The 19,280-nt window shown below is 49.2% G+C and carries 17 protein-coding genes and 1 riboswitch; of the genes, 9 read left to right on the forward strand and 8 right to left on the reverse strand.

Translation table 11 applies throughout. From position 1 onward, the window contains the following. Positions 1–7: 7 nt before the first annotated feature. Entirely contained in the window at positions 8–1,084 is a 1,077-nt protein-coding gene (locus FW415_RS05865) for an efflux RND transporter periplasmic adaptor subunit (RefSeq protein ID WP_148383348.1), read from the reverse strand. A 476-nt stretch (positions 1,085–1,560) separates the two neighbouring features. On the opposite strand from FW415_RS05865, the gene FW415_RS05870 reads away from it, so the two are divergent. The 3 genes from FW415_RS05870 to rnc are packed head-to-tail and all read left to right on the forward strand — an operon-like array spanning position 1,561 to position 3,810. Beyond that, positions 1,561–1,797 carry an acyl carrier protein gene (locus FW415_RS05870; RefSeq protein WP_012788038.1) on the forward strand — a complete coding sequence of 79 codons (237 nt, stop codon included), beginning with the start codon at positions 1,561–1,563 and terminating at the stop codon, positions 1,795–1,797. A 23-nt stretch (positions 1,798–1,820) separates the two neighbouring features. Then, on the forward strand, positions 1,821–3,074 hold the full coding sequence (fabF, locus tag FW415_RS05875) for a beta-ketoacyl-ACP synthase II (protein WP_148383349.1): 1,254 nt from the start codon (positions 1,821–1,823) through the stop codon (positions 3,072–3,074). Positions 3,075–3,129: 55 nt separating this feature from the next. Then, positions 3,130–3,810, forward strand: coding sequence for a ribonuclease III (gene rnc / locus FW415_RS05880; protein WP_246858943.1), 681 nt, complete (start codon positions 3,130–3,132; stop codon positions 3,808–3,810). On the opposite strand, the gene FW415_RS05885 is transcribed toward rnc, so the two are convergent. Continuing rightward, on the reverse strand, positions 3,811–4,413 hold the full coding sequence (locus tag FW415_RS05885) for a GyrI-like domain-containing protein (protein ID WP_148383351.1): 603 nt from the start codon (positions 4,411–4,413) through the stop codon (positions 3,811–3,813). Positions 4,414–4,476: 63 nt separating this feature from the next. Beyond that, positions 4,477–5,430 carry a YafY family protein gene (locus tag FW415_RS05890; protein WP_148383352.1) on the reverse strand — a complete coding sequence of 318 codons (954 nt, stop codon included), beginning with the start codon at positions 5,428–5,430 and terminating at the stop codon, positions 4,477–4,479. Positions 5,431–6,188: 758 nt separating this feature from the next. Here FW415_RS05890 and FW415_RS05895 point away from each other — a divergent pair. Continuing rightward, positions 6,189–8,225 carry an ATP-binding protein gene (locus FW415_RS05895; RefSeq protein WP_148383353.1) on the forward strand — a complete coding sequence of 679 codons (2,037 nt, stop codon included), beginning with the start codon at positions 6,189–6,191 and terminating at the stop codon, positions 8,223–8,225. 4 nt (positions 8,226–8,229) lie between these two features. On the opposite strand, the gene FW415_RS05900 is transcribed toward FW415_RS05895, so the two are convergent. Beyond that, positions 8,230–8,448 carry a hypothetical protein gene (locus tag FW415_RS05900; RefSeq protein ID WP_148383354.1) on the reverse strand — a complete coding sequence of 73 codons (219 nt, stop codon included), beginning with the start codon at positions 8,446–8,448 and terminating at the stop codon, positions 8,230–8,232. A gap of 65 nt (positions 8,449–8,513) precedes the next feature. Beyond that, positions 8,514–8,861 carry a PleD family two-component system response regulator gene (locus FW415_RS05905; protein ID WP_148383355.1) on the reverse strand — a complete coding sequence of 116 codons (348 nt, stop codon included), beginning with the start codon at positions 8,859–8,861 and terminating at the stop codon, positions 8,514–8,516. A 412-nt stretch (positions 8,862–9,273) separates the two neighbouring features. Continuing rightward, positions 9,274–9,471, forward strand: a riboswitch (cobalamin riboswitch). 145 nt (positions 9,472–9,616) lie between these two features. On the opposite strand from FW415_RS05905, the gene metE reads away from it, so the two are divergent. Both metE and FW415_RS05915 read left to right on the forward strand, forming a co-directional pair. Then, positions 9,617–11,923, forward strand: a complete 2,307-nt coding sequence (metE, locus tag FW415_RS05910) for a 5-methyltetrahydropteroyltriglutamate--homocysteine S-methyltransferase (RefSeq protein ID WP_148389846.1) — start codon at positions 9,617–9,619, stop codon at positions 11,921–11,923. 205 nt (positions 11,924–12,128) lie between these two features. Continuing rightward, positions 12,129–12,908 (forward strand): DUF4350 domain-containing protein, encoded by a 780-nt coding sequence (locus FW415_RS05915; RefSeq protein ID WP_148383356.1) that lies wholly within the window; start codon positions 12,129–12,131, stop codon positions 12,906–12,908. A gap of 228 nt (positions 12,909–13,136) precedes the next feature. On the opposite strand, the gene FW415_RS05920 is transcribed toward FW415_RS05915, so the two are convergent. Next, positions 13,137–14,219 carry a metallophosphoesterase gene (locus FW415_RS05920; protein ID WP_148383357.1) on the reverse strand — a complete coding sequence of 361 codons (1,083 nt, stop codon included), beginning with the start codon at positions 14,217–14,219 and terminating at the stop codon, positions 13,137–13,139. Between the two features lie 194 nt (positions 14,220–14,413). Between FW415_RS05920 and FW415_RS05925 the strand changes: the two genes are divergently transcribed. Next, entirely contained in the window at positions 14,414–15,853 is a 1,440-nt protein-coding gene (locus FW415_RS05925; RefSeq protein WP_148383358.1) for a capsule assembly Wzi family protein, read from the forward strand. Here the strand turns inward: FW415_RS05925 and FW415_RS05930 are convergent. Both FW415_RS05930 and FW415_RS05935 read right to left on the reverse strand, forming a co-directional pair. Continuing rightward, positions 15,834–16,199, reverse strand: coding sequence for a response regulator (locus FW415_RS05930; RefSeq protein WP_148383359.1), 366 nt, complete (start codon positions 16,197–16,199; stop codon positions 15,834–15,836). The genes FW415_RS05925 and FW415_RS05930 overlap by 20 nt on opposite strands. A 27-nt stretch (positions 16,200–16,226) precedes the next feature. Continuing rightward, positions 16,227–17,306: a sensor histidine kinase KdpD gene (locus FW415_RS05935; RefSeq protein WP_148383360.1), complete on the reverse strand. Its 1,080-nt coding sequence runs from the start codon at positions 17,304–17,306 to the stop codon at positions 16,227–16,229. A 351-nt stretch (positions 17,307–17,657) separates the two neighbouring features. Here FW415_RS05935 and FW415_RS05940 point away from each other — a divergent pair, with 351 nt between their 5' ends. Together FW415_RS05940 and FW415_RS05945 are read left to right on the forward strand one after the other, a co-directional pair. Then, positions 17,658–18,290 (forward strand): response regulator transcription factor, encoded by a 633-nt coding sequence (locus FW415_RS05940; RefSeq protein WP_148383361.1) that lies wholly within the window; start codon positions 17,658–17,660, stop codon positions 18,288–18,290. A 155-nt stretch (positions 18,291–18,445) separates the two neighbouring features. Continuing rightward, positions 18,446–19,246 (forward strand): polysaccharide biosynthesis/export family protein, encoded by an 801-nt coding sequence (locus tag FW415_RS05945; RefSeq protein WP_148383362.1) that lies wholly within the window; start codon positions 18,446–18,448, stop codon positions 19,244–19,246. Positions 19,247–19,280: the final 34 nt, after the last annotated feature.

Here is a 19,280-nt window from a genome sequence, read left to right on the forward strand (position 1 = left end):
ATATCGGTTACTGCACCTTGTTATACTGAAAAGGCATGCCGGGCTTAAGTTGCAATATGCCGCTGGTAATAACGGTGTCGCCTGGCTGCAAGCCATTCAGGATCTGTACGTTATTCTCGTTCCGGACACCGGTTTCCACGATCACGAATTTTGCGCGGCCGCTGTCCGCCACGATCACCTGTTTGTTGCGGGTGCCGGGGATCACAGCCTGGGAAGGGATCATGATGGCGTTCGGGTTATCTTTCAGGGAGATGGACGTTTTGGCAAAAGAGCCCGGGAACAGCCTTCCGTTTGCATTGGGTACCATTGCGCGGATCTTCACGCTGCGGGTAGCCAGATCGATCTTCGGGTCGATGGCGTAAATGTTACCCCTGTATTTACTGGTGTCTCCGGTAACGGTGAAGAACACAGGATCGCCTTTATGAATGGCATTGCGGTATTTTTCCGGTACGGAAAAGTCGATCTTCAGCGGGTCCAGCTGCTGGAGTGTAGTCATGATCGTTGTTGGTCCCACAATGGCGCCTTCGCTGACATACCGGAGCCCCAGGGTTCCGCTGAATGGTGCGCGGATCTCCGTTTTCTGTAATTGCGCCCTGTTGAACTCAATATCCGCGCCGTATGCGCTGAACTGGTTGGCCGTTACATCCACATCCTGCTGGCTGATGCCGTTGATCTTCAGCAGGTTCTCCTGGCGTTCCAGGGTGGTTTTCGCGAGCTGTTGCTGTAATTCGAGCTTCCTGATCTGTGCCAGAATGTCCCCGTCGTACAGTTTGATGAGCAAAGTGCCTTTGCCTACCTTCACGCCTTCTTTAAAATTGATATGAGTGATCCGGCCGGTGATCTCCGGTTTCAGTTCCACTTCTTCATTGCTCTGAAGTGTACCGCTTGCTTCAATACTCTCATCCAGCGTAACGGGTTTAACTACATAAGCATCGGCAAGGATCGGTCTCCCGGCGGGGCGTGCTGCAGCCTGCTGGCCGGAAGGTGTTTTTTTGCCGCTTTTCGTGAACAGTCTGTAGGCAAAGTAGCCGGCGGCTACCAGAACTAGTAACAGGATGATGATTCGTATGGACTTGTTACGCATGTTTGGATATTATAAATATAGTATGATGCTATTGTCAGTTTTCATTCAAGGCGCCGGAAAGGCGGATGCTTATCTTTAATAATGTTCGGGTAATCGCAAGTTACGGGAATTCGTAGCTGGACAAATTTAATAATTGGACGTCAGGACAGTGGCCATCAGGTTTCAAATATGGTTAAGTGGTGGATTTAGCGGGTTGAATGGTCAACCTGAATGTCGTAACACTTATATGCTATATAAGAGTATATTTGGAGACGGATACCATATATATATGGTGTAAATACGGGAGGTGACATAAGGTTTTTTGCGTATATGGAAAAGCGTGAAACTTGGTCGCAACCCGCCATAAGCGCGATTCACGGGAGATTAGAGAAGTTAAGTAATTGGTAAATTATGGGGTAAAATTTGAGGTTCGTCTTGGCAATTCAATAAAAATTATATTTTTGCAGTCAAGTTTTAAACCAAAAACACTTAAAATTATGTCAGACATTGCATCAAGAGTTAAAAAGATCATTATCGACAAATTAGGCGTTGACGAGGCCGAGGTAACTCCTGAAGCCAGCTTTACCAACGACTTAGGCGCTGACTCTTTGGATACTGTAGAACTGATCATGGAATTCGAAAAAGAATTCAACATCTCCATTCCTGACGAACAAGCAGAGACTATCACCACTGTTGGCCAGGCAGTTGCTTACCTGGAAGAACACGTAAAATAATCCAACTAATCAGAACTGTTTTAATGCAACCAAGACGAGTAGTCGTTACAGGTTTAGGCGCGCTGACACCGCTCGGTAATTCCGTTGATACTTTTTGGCAGGGATTGGCGGGCGGTGTATCCGGCGCTGACTTCATCAAGCAGTTTGACGCTTCTAAATTCAAGACCCGTTTTGCCTGTGAGCTGAAAGATTTTGATCCCGCGCATTACCTCGACAAGAAGGAGGCCCGTAAAATGGACCCCTTTACGCAAACAGCCGTTATTGCAGCCGACCAGGCCGTGTCCGATGCAAAAGTGGACCGGAACAGTGTGGATGTTGACAGGGTGGGTGTGATCTGGGGAACGGGTGTGGGTGGAATGATCAATTTCAGTCATGAGTTGAAGGAGTTTTATGCCGGCGATGGAACGCCGCGTTTCAGTCCTTTTCTCATCACACGGCTGATACTGGATATTGCCGCAGGGCACATATCCATGCGTCATGGGTTCAGAGGCCCTAATTTTTCAGTTGTTTCTGCGTGTGCTTCGGCAACAAATGCGATCATCGATGCCATGTACCATATTCGCTGGGGCAAGGCAGACATGATCATTACAGGCGGATCAGAGAACATCATCAATGAGCCTTGTGTTGGCGGCTTTAATGCCATGAAGGCACTGAGTGAGCGGAACGATGATCCGAAAACAGCATCCAGGCCATTTGACCTGGACCGCGACGGGTTTGTGATGGGCGAGGGCGCCGGTGCACTGGTACTGGAAAGCTACGAGCATGCCATGGCCCGCGGAGCAAAGATCTATGTTGAACTGGCCGGTGGCGGTGCTACGGCAGATGCCCATCATATCACGGCCCCTCACCCGGAAGGGCTGGGCGCCATGAATGTGATGAGGACCGCGCTGAACGATGCCGGTCTCAAGCCGGAAGACATAGATTATATCAACGTACATGGCACCTCTACTCCGCTTGGCGATATTGCGGAAGTAAAGGCCATTCAACAGGTATTTGGAGAAGCGGCATATGCATTGAACATCAGCTCCACCAAATCCATGACAGGGCACCTGCTGGGTGCAGCAGGGGCAGTTGAATCCATCGCCGTTATCAAAAGCATTCTGGAAGGCCTTGTTCCCCCTACCATTAACCATTTTACAGACGATCCCCAACTGGATCCCAAGTTAAACTTTACCTTTAACGTCGCACAACAGCGAAAAGTAAGAGCAGCCTTCAGTAATACCTTCGGGTTCGGCGGGCATAATGCCTCTGTTATTTTCAAAACATTTGTTCCTTGATTGTGTGAAAATACTTCCAGGTTTCTTATATAAGCTCGTTTATAGAAAAAGGCAGTTGTACAAAGACCTTTATAACCTGCTCGGATTTCATCCCGGTAATATGGCTTTGTATGAAGTAGCCCTGAGCCACCGTTCCAGCAAAGAGAAATTTCTCGAAAGCAATGAACGGCTGGAGTACCTCGGCGATGCCATCCTGGGAGCAATCATCGGTGATTACCTCTTCAAGAAATACCCCTACAAAACAGAAGGTTACCTTACAGAAATGCGCTCCAAGATCGTGAACCGGCAACAGCTCAACGATATTGCCATCAAAATGGGCCTGCGCAAGCTGACGATCTACGACAAGTACAACAGCTTTCTCAAGATCAGCCAGATCTTCGGCAACACCCTGGAGGCCCTTGTTGGCGCCGTGTACCTGGACCGCGGGTATAACCAGACCAAGCAGTTCGTGCATAAGCGTATCCTGGTGCCGTATATCGACCTGGAGGCGTTGGAGACCGTGGAGATGAACCACAAGAACAAACTCTATGGTTGGGCCAATAAACAGGGTAAAACGCTGGAATTTGAGCTGATAGAGGAGCAGATGGACAACGGGCGCCGTATTTTCACCGTTGGCGCCATGCTCAACGGGGAACTGATCTGCACCGGCAAGGCTTTCAACAAGAAAGACGCCAGCCAGATCGCCGCCTCCCAGGCGATAGAAATGCTGGGTATCGGCGGCGATGACGGCAAATGATCATTTCGATCTTACATCCAGCCTCAGTATTGTTTTCAATTTTTCTTCCGGCGTGCGGCCGGGCTGACTCAGATAGATCTCGTGGTGCATACCGCTGACCTCCAGCTGGTGCTGCGCGATGTATTCCAGGAGTTTCATGATACTGGCAGTTTCCTGGTGATAAGGGCCGGTGTGAAGGATCTGTACGGCCAGCGTACCGGGCAACCGCTCGAACCGCAATTCATCCAGGTGCGCGGTTTTCCTGTTGCCCGCAAGCGCCACCGCCTGCCGGAAATCATGAATGGACACAAATCCGGGCATTTGCATGACCAGTTTCCAGTACCACTCGCTTTTGGGAACGTCGGACACCTGATCTCCGCTCTGCGTCCACCAGTAGCCTTCAAACGCCGGCACTTTGAAATCTTTCTCCTGCAGCTTGCAGATCTTTTTAATGGTATAGGCTACGTTGTACAGGGCTTTTACCCTGGCGGCAAAAACAAGCCCATTGGGGTCTCCCGCGCCTTCAATGGTAAGGTAGTCTGCCGGGGCGATAGTCACCAGCTCGGGGGTGGGCCTTGCCTTGTAGTAGTATTTCTGCTCTTTGGAAAGGTCTGTCTTTTGCATACGATGTAATTTTCAACAAAGAAAATACGGCGCTTTGACAACCTTATGTCAGCAGCAGTACCCTCAGCCATAATGTTTCGCCAGCTCCTGTATCCTTTCCCGGATCAATATCCTCAGGTCCTCCGGCTCAACAATGGTGGCGCATTTGCCCATCATCAGCAGCCACCGGGCAAAGTGACCGAGGCTATGATAGAGAAAGCTCATTTCCACATGATCTTCTTCGGTTTTTTCTTCCACGAAGCCGTAATAATATTTTTGTTCCTGCAGCCAACGCGCAACATCATGTGTGAACCGCACTTTTACGAGCACAGGCTGGTCCGGGTCCGACTCAAATTCATGGGTGATATATTCCTGCAGGCTGATACGGGCGGATTTGTCGAATGCCTGGTCGGTGAGGGTCAGGCTTTTGATCCGGTCGGCCCGGAAGTCCCGGTAGTCCTGCCGCAGCCGGCAGAAGCCGATAAGATGCCAGTTGCTGCTCATATGGAAAATGCCGATCGGTTCCACTTCACGGCGGGAAACGGAATCGTTGTAAAAGGAGTAGTATTCGATGGAGAGGACCTTTTGCCGGGCCAGCGCCTCCTGTATCTCGCTGAGGAACCTGTTCGGGAACTGGCTGTCCCCGCGATTGCTGCCTAATACCGCAATGTTGCCGTCCAGAGATTCCAGGAAATCCTTGTCGCTCCCTCTCAGAACGGCCCGGACCTTTTGCATGGCGTTGCTGAACTGCTGCTGATTGGAAATGTCGCTATGTTTTTCCATGAGTTTTTCCCCTGTCAGCAATGCCGCAGCTTCACTACGGTTGAACATGACGGGAGGCAGATGATATCCGTCTACGATATAATAGCCGGTGCCAGCTTCAGCGCCGATGGGAACGCCGGCCTCCATCAGCGCCTTCACGTCCCGGTACACGGTACGGAGGCTGATATCGAAGCGGTCAGCAATTTCCTGGGCCTTCACTATTTTTTTCCCCTGGAGCTGTACGAGAATGGCGGTAAGCCGGTCTATGCGGTTCATGCTTCAAATTTACATCTTCCGGGCTGCTGCTGTTAGCTGTCCCGGTAATTTTTCCTGCAGATATATGGTGCCACGCACATGTTTTTGACAGAAAGGCCGTCTAAATACTTGAATAGTCTCAATACCCAACATATTAAAGTACTAGTTGCTGTTACAGCATATAGTTAGGTTAAATGGTAAAGCCCTGGCAATTCCTTGCCGGGGTTTCTTTATGCAATGCCATGATGGGTAATGGCCCATCAGTTGCGCAGCCATTCACACGTTCGTGTAATAACAGACTTTTAACATTATAACCTGTCGGGCTGATCTATATTTGGGCGCATATGGCAGTTTTGGGGTCCAGGGTGACCATAAACGGGGCTGTCATAGGTTAATTTGGAGCGTATTTAACAGGTCTGGAGGTCTCTCCGGACCTGTTCAGTTTTCCTTCTTCATGCTTTTTTGTTAACAAGCGTTTAACAATTATTACTATTTTGTGTTATTATCTTAGTTCAGCGGGCTTCCGGTCCGTGACTATTTCGATTACCAGTAAGTTCATCATAAATTGGAGAGTAAATTTCGAATGGCCCGATCTTCATCGGGCTAATTTTTTGCCAACGGATGTTTTGTTAATGGATTGTTGTTGGTTTGCCCGACAAATTTCATTGAATTAAACATATTTTATTGATAACCAATAATTTGATAATGAAATTGCTCCTATCTGAAAAGTTGATCATATGTGAAAAAGGCTTACATTTGGAGCAGGTAGTGTTATATCAATGATCAGCCACTGGCTCAATATCATTAAGAAAACAGGCCTTACTTCAGCGGTGAAAGATGACGAGGCGAAGAGGATTATGGTGGTGAACTCTTTCAGTTTTATTACGGCCCTGTTATGCAGCCTCTACGGGGTGCTGTTATCTGTTATTTCCGGACAATGGATCATCTGTTATACGGCAATGGCTTTTGTTTCCGGCTTCTTCAGCATTCTGCTGCTCAATAAAAAAGGACATTATCCACTGGCCAAGTTCGGGCTGACATTCGTCTTTTCTGCCGTCATGCTCTACTATGGCATATTGTTCGGTGAACAGACCCAGGTGCATTTCCTGGGGCTCTTTCTTATTTGTGTGCCATTGCTTGTATGTTCCCGGCGTGAGAAGGCGTTACGTTGCATTTGTATTTCCCTGCCTATCGTTGGTATGATCATGCTGGAATCGAATTATTATTTCGGTGTTTTTGAGCCGATGATGCTTTCTGCTTCAGACAGCAATCTGTTCCGCTGGCTGATCATGTCCGTTGTGGTATTCCTGCAGGGCCTGGTCATCAGCTTTCACCAGAGCAGTATCATTGGCCTGCTCAGGACGCTTCATGTGAGGAATGATGCGTTGAAACTGAGCCGGGACGATATTGCAGGCAAGGAAGCAGAGCTGCAAACCGCCTACCACAAGCTGGAGAATTATAACCAGGTGCTGGAGGAAGAAGTGAAACAGCGGACGCATGAGATCAACGAGAGCAGGATCGTTGTAGAGAGCATCCTGCATCACCTGCAGGGCAATCACGAGGAACTGCAGCGGAAAGATATGCTGCTGGAGCAGCACGTATCCGAATTGGAAAGCCTGAAAGCCAGTCTCATTGAGGCAAAGGATGAGGCAGAACGGGCCAATGCCGCCCAATCAACCTTTCTCCGGGAGATCAGCCATGAGATCCGGAACCCGCTGAATGCCATTATCGGCATAAGTTACCTGTTGCTGAACGATCGCCGGAACAAAAACAAGATACCGCGCAGTGTGGTGGATTATATTGAGAATATCAATGCCAGCAGCCATGGTCTCATGGAGATCATCAACAATGTGCTGGAGCTGGCGAAGATCGAGGCCGGGCGTACGGATGATCTGCAAATTGCACCTTTTCATCTGGGAGAATGGGTACGCGGTGTAGCAAACATCTACCAGAATGCCGCGAAGATAAAGGGGGTAAGCCTGCAGGTACAGGTAGATCCGCAATTGCCCGAATACATTTTGGGGGACCGGGTGCATCTCGCACAGGTATTGAATAACCTGCTCGCCAATGCCATCAAATTCACTCCCGGCGGCAGAAAGGTGCATCTGCATTTCCATTGCCCGGATGCAGACCATTGGCATATTCGTGTTGTGGATGAGGGGATGGGTATTCCAAAAGAAAAGTTTCCGTTGATCTTTCAGCCATTTGAACAGGCCGACCGTTCTGTGTACCGGAAATTTGGCGGTACCGGCCTGGGGCTTGCCATTTCGCGCCGCCTTGTGGAACTGATGGAGGGCCGCATAGAGGTCCGCAGCGAACCGGGCGAAGGCACGGCCTTTACCGTGATCCTGCCCCTGAAGCAGGGACTTCTGGCGCCACAAGCTTTCCAGCTTCCCGCTAAAAAAACATACTCCGCAGTACCGACAGATAAAAAAGTGCTGCTGATGGAAGACAGTGAAGTGAACCAGATGATCATGGACCGCTTCTTTGCCAATCTGGGACTGCAGCTCACGATTGCCTGCAACGGGGAAGAAGGCATCAGTAAAGCCCGTCAGTTACTTCCGGACCTGATCGTGATGGATATGCACATGCCCAGGCTGGATGGGTACGATACCCTGCGCCTGATCCGCCAGGATCCCCTGTTAAAGCATATTCCCGTGATCGCTATATCAGCGGATGCGTTCAGCGAGCAGCAGGAAGCTGCACTGATGGCAGGTGTGAACGATTACCTGACAAAGCCCGTAAATTTTGACCGGTTATACGAGATGGTAAAAAAATATCTTCAGCAGCAGGCCCTGCACCGGGAACTGGCATAACGGCTCATTTCAAGAAATGTTTTGTAATAGCCTCCGCCAGCTGCATCACCAGCTCCGCATCAACCGGCTCGCCGGCGGTTACGGCACGAAGCTGGTCTTCTTCATCCAGCTCAAAAATGATCCTGCTGTCTGCCGCCGTCACATGAAAAGATACCGTATAGCCTTTAACGTAAGGACTGACCTCATAAGCCTGATCACGGATGAGAATGGAAAAAGGTTCCATGAATGCGAGTTTCCGCAAAGATATACATTAAAAGAAGGGAACGAACAACAGATGGAAGGCCGGCATTACACCTCTACCTGCCCGTATCCGAGCAGCCGGTTTACCTTTCCCGCGAGGTCGTATGGCGACAGCGGTTTGTGAATGAACTCATCCGCATCGATCCCGAACCAGCTGCCTACGCTGTTTTCAATGAATGATGAGATCAATATCACCAGTACCGGAAAGTAACGCGCAGCCTGGCTTATACGTAACTGTTCCACCATTTCCTTAAGATGGGAGAAGGGCAGCTTCAGATCTATCAGGATGAGATCATACGTTTTCGTCCTGAGGCTAAGCGCCGCTTCTCTCCCGTTCATGACGGTATCTGCTTCGTACCCTTCCCTTCTGAGCACCATTTCTATAATCCGGAGCATCAGCAGATCATCTCTACTACAAGTATCCTATTCATATACAATATACAATTCGATCATCCGGAGACATAACGCACACATATCCGGCTGCTGATGCCAGCGGTGCGTATGGTTATCCGGATATGTTAATATTATTACTCCTTACCGAGTGTGTAGCGTGTGTACGTCTCCGTTAGGTTTAGATAAGACGGGATATACCGTGCCATAGGTTAAAATCAGGATTGCTAATCATCAAACTTTCGGTAGCAATACATTTTGTTGCGAAGATATTTGCATATTCTATGCCAAAAATACATTGTTAATCATTCTTAACAATATCAGGTATGCATGGTATGCCTTTAACCCTCACTTAACAAAATATAGGAAATTATTGGCCACCTTCCTATCTTTGCCCTCAAGTTCTTTACTTTATTTCTTTTTTCTTTCTACAGCGCGGTAGGCGACGAAAGTCGCCTTTAATAAGGAACCGTGTGCAAATCACGGGCTGTCGCGCAACTGTAAGTAACTACCTGAATTATTACCAGATTGGTCCATTGTCCTGACCTGAACAGGGATGAGAAGGACGGTAATAATGTTACAAGCCAGGATACTTGCCCGCTGTATAAGACAAATGCTTTCGCGATTTGAAGCAGTAGTCGGGAAGGGACAGGTGTGCCCTGTCTTTTCGTTCCTCACCTTCTACACAATTCCTGAAAGCATACCGGAAACTGTAAGGAGCATTAATGCACAATTAATGTTTAACCAAAAGTTTTATGCGTATGCTCAAACACAACCTTGGCTATCCCAGAATGGGAAGCCGCCGCCAGCTGAAGAAAGCTTGCGAGCAGTACTGGCAGGGCCTTATTGGCCGCAGTGATCTGTTCCTTACCGCAAAAAGGCTGCAGGAGGAACACTGGAAGATCCAGCAGGATGCCGGGATGGATCTCATCCCCTGTAATGATTTCAGTTTTTATGACCAGGTGCTGGACATGAGCCTGCTCCTCGGCGCTGTGCCGGACCGTTATGCGCCCGTTGTTACAGAAGTGGGCGGGAACGCTGAGATCGATCTGTATTTCGCCATGGCCAGAGGATTCCAGCAGCAGGGGCTGGACATTACCGCCATGGAAATGACCAAGTGGTTCGATACCAATTACCACTACATCGTTCCCGAATTTACGGCAGACCAGCAGTTCCGCCTGTTCTCCAACAAGGTATTCAATGCCTTTGATGCTGCCCGGCATTTTACGGGTGTTATTCCCAAGCCGGTGCTGATCGGTCCGGTTTCATATCTGCTGCTTGGAAAGGAGAAAGGCAGCGGATTTCACCGTATAGCGCTGCTCAACCGGCTGCTGCCCGTGTACATAGAGATACTGCAAAAGCTGCGGGAACAGGGAGCGGTATGGGTGCAGCTGGACGAGCCCTTCCTGGCCACCGATCTCACGGAAGCAGAAAAGGAAGCGTATGTGCAGGCATACCGGGAGATCGCCCGGCAAACCAAAGGCCTGAAGCTGATCGTAGCCACTTATTTTGAAGGGCTGCGGGAGAACACAGCGCTTGCCGCCAATTTACCGGTCTGTTGCCTGCATATAGACCTTACCCGCGCGCCGCAGCAGCTGGATGCCGTTCTGCAAGCCATGCCGCCGAAAACCTCCCTGTCCCTCGGTGTGGTGGACGGCCGGAACATCTGGAAGAATGACTATGATACATCCTTGTCTTTCATCCGCAAAGCAGTAGCTGCGCTTGGAGAAGAGCGCGTGATGATCGCCCCCGGTTGTTCCCTCCTCCATTCACCCGCTGACCTGTCCCTCGAAACGGAGCTTGACCCCGAGATGATTTCCTGGATGGCCTTTGCCCGCCAGAAGTTGCAGGAAGTGCAGGCGCTTGATCTTATCTTTCAAGGCAATATGGCCTTGCTGGAGGCGAACAGGGCTGCCATCTCCTCCCGCCGGGGATCCAGCCGTATCCACAAACCGGAGGTAAAACAGCGAACCGCCGCCATTACGGATGCAGGTGTGGCCCGCCAAAGCGCTTTCCCGCAGCGGCAACAGCTGCAGGCGGACCGGTTCAGGTTGCCACTGTTTCCGACAACTACTATCGGTTCTTTCCCGCAGACGGATGATATCCGCCAACTGCGCGCGCAGTTGCGCAAAGGCGCCATCACGCAGGAAGCATATGACGAAAAGATCGCGGAGGCTACGGCATCGGCTATACGCTGGCAGGAGAAGATAGGGCTGGACGTACTGGTGCATGGGGAATTTGAACGGAATGATATGGTAGAGTACTTCGGCGAACTGCTGGATGGATTTACGTTTACCCGTAACGGTTGGGTGCAGAGCTATGGCAGCCGTTGCGTAAAGCCGCCGGTGATTTACGGCGATGTGAGCCGTCCGGAGGATATGACCGTGAAATGGACGAAGTACGCACAATCCCTGACCAGTCTGCCGATGAAGGCCATGCTTACCGGACCGGTAACGATCCTGCAATGGTCCTTTGTGCGGGACGATCAGCCGCGTTCGCTTACAGCCAGCCAGATCGCGCTCGCCATCCGGGACGAAGTAGCGGCACTGGAACAGGCCGGTATCGGTATCATCCAGATAGATGAACCAGCCGTCAGGGAAGGATTGCCATTGCGTAAAGAAGATCGTGAGCCGTATCTGGACTGGGCTATCCGGGCTTTTCGTATATCGGCTTCCGTTGTCAGGGATGATACGCAGATACACACGCACATGTGTTACTCCGAGTTCAACGATATCATTCGTCACATCGCCGCAATGGATGCTGATGTGATCACCATTGAAACCTCGAGGTCACAAATGGAGCTGCTGGAAGCATTTGCGGATTTCCGTTATCCCAACGAGATAGGCCCGGGAGTATATGATATCCACTCGCCCCGCATACCCACCCGGGCAGAGATGTTCAGCCTTCTGCAAAAAGCAGCGGAGCGCCTGCCGGTGCGTAATCTTTGGGTGAACCCGGATTGCGGCCTTAAAACGAGAAAATGGCCGGAAACGGAGGCCGCGCTCGCGAACATGGTAGATGCAGCCAGGGAAGCCCGGGCCGGCATCAGTGATCTTGTGAAAGTATAATTACAAGGCTGTCTCAGAAGTATGTCTACCGGAACGGAGGGCTTCTTTACCCCGCAGGCAAGATTACTTTTGGGACAGCTGATTTTCCCGCATGGCAAGCTGTAATTCCAATTTTTTTGCCCTAAAAGCCTTGACAGTGCTTCTTCCGGGATGATTTTCTGCAAACGTTTGCATATGTCGGTAAACAATAGTAATTTGTTTTACGATGAAAGCATTAATATATACCACGTTAATGATGGCCTCGCTGCAGGCCTCCGCGCAAACCGTAGTGCTGGACAGTTATTTTAACAATGAGCAGAAGAAAGACGCCAACGGTGTACTTCGCTCCTGGCATTATAAATGGTCGGAGAAGGAAATGAGCGGGTTCTCTATACTGGGAGACCTGTTCCTGAAACACGGTGCGGATACCGCTACGTTATACGAAGCGCCCGATGCAGCAAATCTGCGGAATGCCGATGTGTACATCATCGTAGATCCGGATAACGAAAAAGAGAATCCCGCACCGGCTTTTGTTGAAAAAAAACATATCAATGCCATTTATAAATGGGTTAAAAAAGGAGGGGTACTGTTACTGATGGGCAATGACAGCGCCAATGCGGAACTGCAGCGTTTCAGTGAGCTGTCCGGCCGCTTCGGCATCACTTTTACCAATAAAAGCCGGAATATGGTGAAGGGAAAAGACCTGCCAACGGGTGCGGTGCATATCCCTGCAAACCATGCTGTTTTTCCCTCCATTAAAAAAGCCTATCTGAAGGAGATCAGCGTGCTGTCTCTAAGGCGTCCGGCAAAAGCGGTGATAAAAGAAGGAGAGGATGTGATCATGGCTGTAGCCAAAGTGGGCAAAGGCACTGTGTTCGCCGTGGGTGATCCCTGGCTGTATAATGAGTATGTGGATGGCACGAGGCTGACGCCGGATTACGAAAATCCCGCCGCCGCGGAGGATCTCGTGAAATGGTTGTTGCAGCAGGTGAAACGGAAAAGGTAAAACTGGGAATTTATTATTAAGGGCTGCCTCAAAAGTAATTTTACCCGTTTTTATCTGGGTACTTGGTGGAGAGAGTTTTCTTTACACGATGCTCAAATCCATCAAATTACTTTTGAGGCAGCCCTTTTTATTGGCTCCGGGCGTTATTTAAACCATGCGCTTTAGTGCTTTGCAGTTGGCTGCCTGATCTTCTCTGAACAATGCCGGGCCTATTATTTTACTTTCATTTTAGTCGATCGGGATCTCAAATTCATCGTGCGACGCTGTTCTCCAGGCGAACTGTTGCGTTGTGGGAGAGATCGCAAACAGCGGAGAGAAAGTTTTTACTTTCACCGTATTGTTGGCGGTGAACTCCAGGATACGGAGCCACCCATCACCACCATTCCCGTACCAACCGCCGCCGAGGGCCTGTGCATTGAATACCATTTGCTGCACTTTTTTGCCGGCGGCATTCACATCCGTCCTGAAGGCAATATGACCCAGCGGATCATCCGGTTTACCGATGTGCCCGCCAAATACCATGCGGATATTTCTGGAAGGTTTGATCAGGCGCTCGAAAATGGCCGCGCCGTAATTCCTGTCCTTCAGCTTGTACTTTTCCTCTTTGATGTGTTCGTTTTTGCTGTTCATATAGGAATGCGTCAGCACGATCACAAAATGGTCCTTATACCGCGGTTCATCCACCAGTGCCTTTGCCCAGGTGAGAATGGTATCCCGGGGCGCAAACTCCAGGTTCAGCACCAGCATTTTCTTCCCGTGCGGGGACGTAAATTCAAACGAAGCATTTTCCATGGTGGGGATGCCTTCGCCATTGAGCGCCACATCACGGATCATCTTTTGCGTGAGAAAATTCTTGTCTACCGGGAAGTAGGTATTGTATTGCGTTCTTCTTACCTCAGCGCTGCGGTAGCCATAGTCGTGATTACCGGAGGCATTCACATAAGGCACTTTACCGTCCAGCCGGGAGAAGGAGCGGGCAACGGATTCCCATTGTCTTTTGCTGGGCTGGTTCACTTTAATGCCATCAGGGTTGATGATGTCGTTCTGCTCCACCAGGTCTCCCGTGCAGAGGACGAGCTTGATGCGCATGGAATCGATGTTCTCCGCGATCCAGCAGGTCATCAGTTCCAGCAAGGGCTGGTTGCGCTCGAACTTGACATAACTCTGCGGGTCCGGAATAAGGATCATGGACCAGGAGTCCGGCTTCGTCAAAGCCGGTGGCGCATATTTTTTTTGCGCATGAACGTGGAAACCGGCCAGAACAATAATGAGTAGCGTGCAGAGGCCGCTGCGTAATGATTTGCGTGTCATGAAAATATAAAGATTTGGAATAGCGGGAAGATAGCAGCATTCTTGTCAACACGCAATGCTTTAGTTGAATTTTATTAAATTTTGTTGAAAAATATTTATTCTTCCTCCCTTTAGTATCATTTTTCAGCCCCCGGGGGGGATTTATACTAGTTTAAGTATCATCCCTGCCGGAGGAACAGGGTTAACTTGGTGTTGTGAAGTGTTTATTGCAGACCATATCTTTTATCCTGCTGTTCTCCTGTGCGCAGGCACAGTTCGCGGACTCGCTGGATATCCGCGTGGGTACACAGGGAATGGTGGCCACAGCGGACTATCAACCCTTGTGGCTGGTATCCAACCGCTTCGGCACCATCAGCGACCGCAAATCGGACCTCTCGTCCTATATCCGCATCCGCAACCGGCATGTGCTGGGGCAGGGGGAAAACTTCCAGCTGCGCTATGGCCTGAGTCTCTATAACAACAACCGCTTTGGCGATGTGCTTTTGCAGGAAGGCTACATAAAGGCCGCATTCAAAAAACTGGAGCTGAGGGCAGGGCGGTATGAGGAGATCATCGGGGAGATGGACAAAGACCTTTCTTCCGGCTCCCTTGGTCTCAGCGGAAATGCCATGCCTGTTCCGAAGATCAGCATTGCGTTGACGGATTATGTGGATATTCCCTTCACCAATGGCTGGGTACAATTCAAAGGCCAGTTCGGGCATGGCTGGATGGGGAAGCGGCAGTATATCCGGAATGCTTTCCTGCATGAGAAGACCATCTATCTGCGCATCGGGAAAAACCGGCTGAAGCTCTTCGGAGGATTGCAGCATTATGCTGTATGGGGCGGCAACCGCAAAGATCTGCCCAATATCAAAGCTGATTTTTCCGATTATCTGAATGTGGTATTTGCAAAGGAAGCGGATGACGGAACGGTGATCAGCGATGAAATATTGCCCAACCGGCCGGGGGATCATCGGGGTGTGCTGGAAGGAGGGATCGACTGGGAGAATGACAACATGCACCTGCGCCTCTTCAATCAAACGCCTTTCGAAACCGGCCAGGGGATCGATCTGCGGAATATAGACCGGTTGCTGGGCATCGTTTATACCAACAAGAAAGAGAACGCGATCCTGCAAAAATTGACCGGCGAGTTCATCTACACAAAACAGATGAATGACTTCTTTCACATACAATACCGCGAAAGCTACTATAACAACGGGATTTACCTGACCGGCTGGGAGTATCAGGACAGGATAGCGGGCACACCGCTGTTCATCAACCGCCAGCGCGGAAGCAAATATTTTGAAAGCATCCGGCCGTTCGACTGGGATGCTCCTAAAGATTCGATCAGTGGTAAAGGCTGGAATATTCTCAACAACCGGGTGACCGGTCTTCATCTGGGAGCGATGTACAACATCGGGCTTTCGCTGGCCGGCAAAACCTTTCTGACCTGGACAAAGAATCACGGCACCTATCATAACGGGTTGTTCGACCCTGCGAGAACGCAATGGTACACGTTGCAACAGGTGAGTTACCGGACGCCGGTGAACGGTCTTTCCCTCACCGGCAGTGTGGGGCTGGACTGGGGGGAGATATCCGATAATACAGGATTCATGCTTGGCGTGCAGTGGCAGTTCAGCGGAGCGCGTCCCTGATCACGGCATGCAGGTTACGGAAAAGGAAAGGTTTGGTCACATAACCAGCGGCGCCTTTTTTCATGGCCAGGTTGATCTCGTCTATTTCTGTTTTGGCGGACAACATGACGATGGGGATTTTCTTCAGCTGTTCATCCTTCTTGAACAGCTCCAGCATGTCATAGCCGTTCAATACCGGCATATAGATGTCGCTGATTACAAGATCAGGTTTGTGACCACGGGCGAGCCTGAGGCCTTCATTGCCGTTAACAGCCGTGATCACATCATAATGATGCAGTTCCAGCAATGATTTCAGTGTTTCGGATAAGCCAGGCTTGTCTTCGATGAGCAGTATTTTCTTGTTCATTGTCTTTACTTTGGAATCCACACTTCCTTAATCCTCTTCCTTGTATCTAAAGACCAGGGTGAATGTCGTTCCTTTTCGTTCCTCGCTCTCTACTGAAATCATGCCGTTGTTGGCTTCAACGAAAGTTTTGACAATAGCGAGACCCAGCCCCGTTCCCTCGTAGCCATCCACATTGCTGCCCCGGTAAAAGGAAGTAAAAAGATGCGGGATATCTTTCTGCGGTATGCCAATGCCGTGATCGCAGACCTTCACGACCAGTTTGTGTTTATGATAGGAAAGTGAAATGGCGGGATCTTTCTTTTCGGAGTACTTGAATGCGTTGCCGATGAGGTTGGAAAATATTTTTGCCAGATGGTCCTTGTCGGCAAAGACCTGCCGCGGTGTGCCGGTCGTTTTGATGATGAGGGACCGTTCATCTTTGCGGTTGGAGAAATATTGATATTGCAGGGTAGCGATGAGTTGCTGCACATCTACGGTTATTTTCTTTGCCGCGAAGTTGTTGGAGACGATCTTGCTCAGTGTGAGTATCTCGTCCAGCATCGTATTCAGGTTGAATATTTCGTCTGATATCTTGGTGATATTGTGCCGGAAGAAATCGTTGTACCGGTCATCCAGCTGCAACCTTGTTTCCAGCAGGTCCATTGTGGAAGCGATGGCGGTCAGTGGTGTTCTGAACTCATGCGATGCCATGGACATGAAGTTCACTTTCATTTCGTGCAGCATTTTTTCCTTCTCGAGATTTTGCAGCTGCAATTTGAGTGTTTGCTGCTTTTCCACGGTCCTGCCGATGGCCAGCCAGTAAACTTTACGTTGGACCTTGATCAGGCTGACCCGGAAATCGATCAGTTGTCTGCGACCGTCAGGGTACACGGGCAGGAGAAATGCATCAGGAAGGGGAAAGGGCATGTCTTCATTTTGCAGGGAGCTTCCGCCGTAGCCGGATCGAAGGGGTTTGCCGGTGATGCCGGAAGCTTTGCCGTTGCCCAGCGCGGCCAATGCCGGTTTATTGGCTTTGATAATGATCAGCTCCTTGGTGCTAAGTACCAACGCGGGTTCTTTGATCCCGTTCAATAAATGGGAAATCCTGATATGCTGATGCGGTTTCATCCTTCAGATAAAAGATATGGTTCTCTTCGTAAAAATAAATCCAGGCGGAAATTCTTCCCGTCAAGTTAAGCATTGCCAGCCGCATTTTGTGGAAAAACTTTAACAATTTCTTAGGATACCTAACAGGAACAATGGTATATATATTTCCTTAATATAATTTTTTTTAATTTATTACTTAGATTAATAATTAATGAATAAGCATGTCTAATTGAACAGTTATCAATAAATTAAACTATACCCTAATGAATTTTTAATTTTTGGACTTATCTTTGATAATAGACAATCCTTGGAACCGTATTGAAGAGCTAGGCGATAGCTTTTGAGAAAAACCATATCAACGTTAACCATTATATGATAACTATAGGCATCATTGAAGACAATCATTTTCAGCTCAATAACTATAGAGAATTTCTAGAAGATTTTCAGGAGTGCAAGGTCGTATTTGCCTGCCGGTCCATGGAAGAATTCAAGGCATTGCCGTATAAAGATCCGGATGTGAAAGCTATCCTGCTGGATATTTCGTTACCGGGGGAATCGGGTATTCAGGGGATCGAGGAGCTGAAAAAGACCTTTCCCGATGCAAAGATCATTGTTTTGTCCGGCCACGATGGCCAGCAGTATGTTATAGAATCCATCATGAATGGCGCGAGCGGTTATATTATTAAAACGAGCCGGCTCATGGAGATCTATCATTCCATTCTTGACGCTGTTAACCAGGGCGGCACACTTTCCCCGAAGGCAGCGCACATGCTCATCAATCACATCAGCAAAGACCCGCTGGAAAGCATTAAAGACAAACTGACCAGGCGTGAATACGAGTTGTTGACCCTTTTGAAGGAAGGGCACACTTATAAAGAAATGGCAGAAAAACTCTATGTTACCGTCTTCACGATCAATCAACACCTCAAAAAGATCTATCAAAAGCTGAATGTAGCCTCAAAATCAGAGCTTATCTCCAAGATATGGTCGAATAATCTTTTCTGAAATATATGCTGGCAGCGGCTTCCTACTTTAATGAGTAAGCGCATTCGGAAGTATCAGGGGTTTTGTACTTCAGTAAGTAGTATTGTTGGCGCATGAGTTGTTTTAATATTGTAGTGTGAAGATGGAAAGTAGCACGCTTAAACTAAATCGATATTATGCGGAAGAAGCGGGGACCATTTCTTGTATTGAAAACCATATTGATAACCTTAACCAGCTGGACTTTCACGTCCTGCGTCAGCACAAAGAACGCCGTATATTTCCATAATGTGAATGATACGACGGTGCAAACAGTAAATGCGGCCTTTGAGCCGGTGATACAGAAAAATGATGTACTGCAGATCACGGTCAGCAGTTTGAGCCCGCAGGAAGCGGCTATGTATAATCTTCCGAATGCAGGCACCGCGCCGCCGGCCATGGCCGGGGCAGCCGCAGGAACAGGTTTCCTGGTAGACCAGCAGGGCTACATACAATACCCTGTATTCGGTGCCGTTAAAGCGGAAGGGCTTACTACAAAAGCACTGACCGATACATTGCGCAATCAGTTCAACGAGCGCAGATTACTTTTAAATCCCGTTGTGAATGTACGTTTCCTCAACTACAGGGTAACTGTGTTGGGGGAAGTAGCAAAGCCTGCCGTGGTGAACGTGACAAGCGAGAAGATATCCATACTGGAGGCATTAGGCATGGCGGGAGATATTACGGTGTACGGAAAGAAAGATAATGTAATGCTCATCCGGGACGTGGAAGGGCAGCGTACCATCAAACGGCTGAACCTGAATGAAGGTACCATATTTACATCGCCATATTATTTTTTGCAACCCAATGATATTGTGTACGTAGAACCCAATAAATCAAAAGTGGCAGGCGCCGAAAGATCGAGGCAGGTGTTACCGGTAGTGCTGAGCGGGCTTTCACTGCTCGTTATCATACTGGACAGGCTGGTGATAAATAACTAGAACGTACATACGTAAATATTGAAAAACCATTTCT

It is taken from the genome of Chitinophaga sp. XS-30, assembly GCF_008086345.1.
Taxonomy (GTDB): Bacteria; Bacteroidota; Bacteroidia; order Chitinophagales; family Chitinophagaceae; genus Chitinophaga.

Excerpts from the sequence above, each read along its gene's own strand:
- FW415_RS05920 (WP_148383357.1), bottom strand. The coding sequence starts at position 14,219 with ATGACACGCAAATCATTACGCAGCGGCCTCTGCACGCTACTCATTATT.
- FW415_RS05935 (WP_148383360.1), bottom strand. The coding sequence starts at position 17,306 with ATGAAACCGCATCAGCATATCAGGATTTCCCATTTATTGAACGGGATC.
- FW415_RS05945 (WP_148383362.1), top strand. The coding sequence starts at position 18,446 with ATGCGGAAGAAGCGGGGACCATTTCTTGTATTGAAAACCATATTGATA.
- metE (WP_148389846.1), top strand. The coding sequence starts at position 9,617 with ATGCTCAAACACAACCTTGGCTATCCCAGAATGGGAAGCCGCCGCCAG.
- fabF (WP_148383349.1), top strand. The coding sequence starts at position 1,821 with ATGCAACCAAGACGAGTAGTCGTTACAGGTTTAGGCGCGCTGACACCG.
- FW415_RS05895 (WP_148383353.1), top strand. The coding sequence starts at position 6,189 with ATGATCAGCCACTGGCTCAATATCATTAAGAAAACAGGCCTTACTTCA.
- FW415_RS05900 (WP_148383354.1), bottom strand. The coding sequence starts at position 8,448 with ATGGAACCTTTTTCCATTCTCATCCGTGATCAGGCTTATGAGGTCAGT.
- FW415_RS05885 (WP_148383351.1), bottom strand. The coding sequence starts at position 4,413 with ATGCAAAAGACAGACCTTTCCAAAGAGCAGAAATACTACTACAAGGCA.
- FW415_RS05870 (WP_012788038.1), top strand. The coding sequence starts at position 1,561 with ATGTCAGACATTGCATCAAGAGTTAAAAAGATCATTATCGACAAATTA.
- FW415_RS05915 (WP_148383356.1), top strand. The coding sequence starts at position 12,129 with ATGAAAGCATTAATATATACCACGTTAATGATGGCCTCGCTGCAGGCC.
- FW415_RS05905 (WP_148383355.1), bottom strand. The coding sequence starts at position 8,861 with ATGCTCCGGATTATAGAAATGGTGCTCAGAAGGGAAGGGTACGAAGCA.
- FW415_RS05940 (WP_148383361.1), top strand. The coding sequence starts at position 17,658 with ATGATAACTATAGGCATCATTGAAGACAATCATTTTCAGCTCAATAAC.
- FW415_RS05930 (WP_148383359.1), bottom strand. The coding sequence starts at position 16,199 with ATGAACAAGAAAATACTGCTCATCGAAGACAAGCCTGGCTTATCCGAA.
- FW415_RS05890 (WP_148383352.1), bottom strand. The coding sequence starts at position 5,430 with ATGAACCGCATAGACCGGCTTACCGCCATTCTCGTACAGCTCCAGGGG.
- FW415_RS05865 (WP_148383348.1), bottom strand. The coding sequence starts at position 1,084 with ATGCGTAACAAGTCCATACGAATCATCATCCTGTTACTAGTTCTGGTA.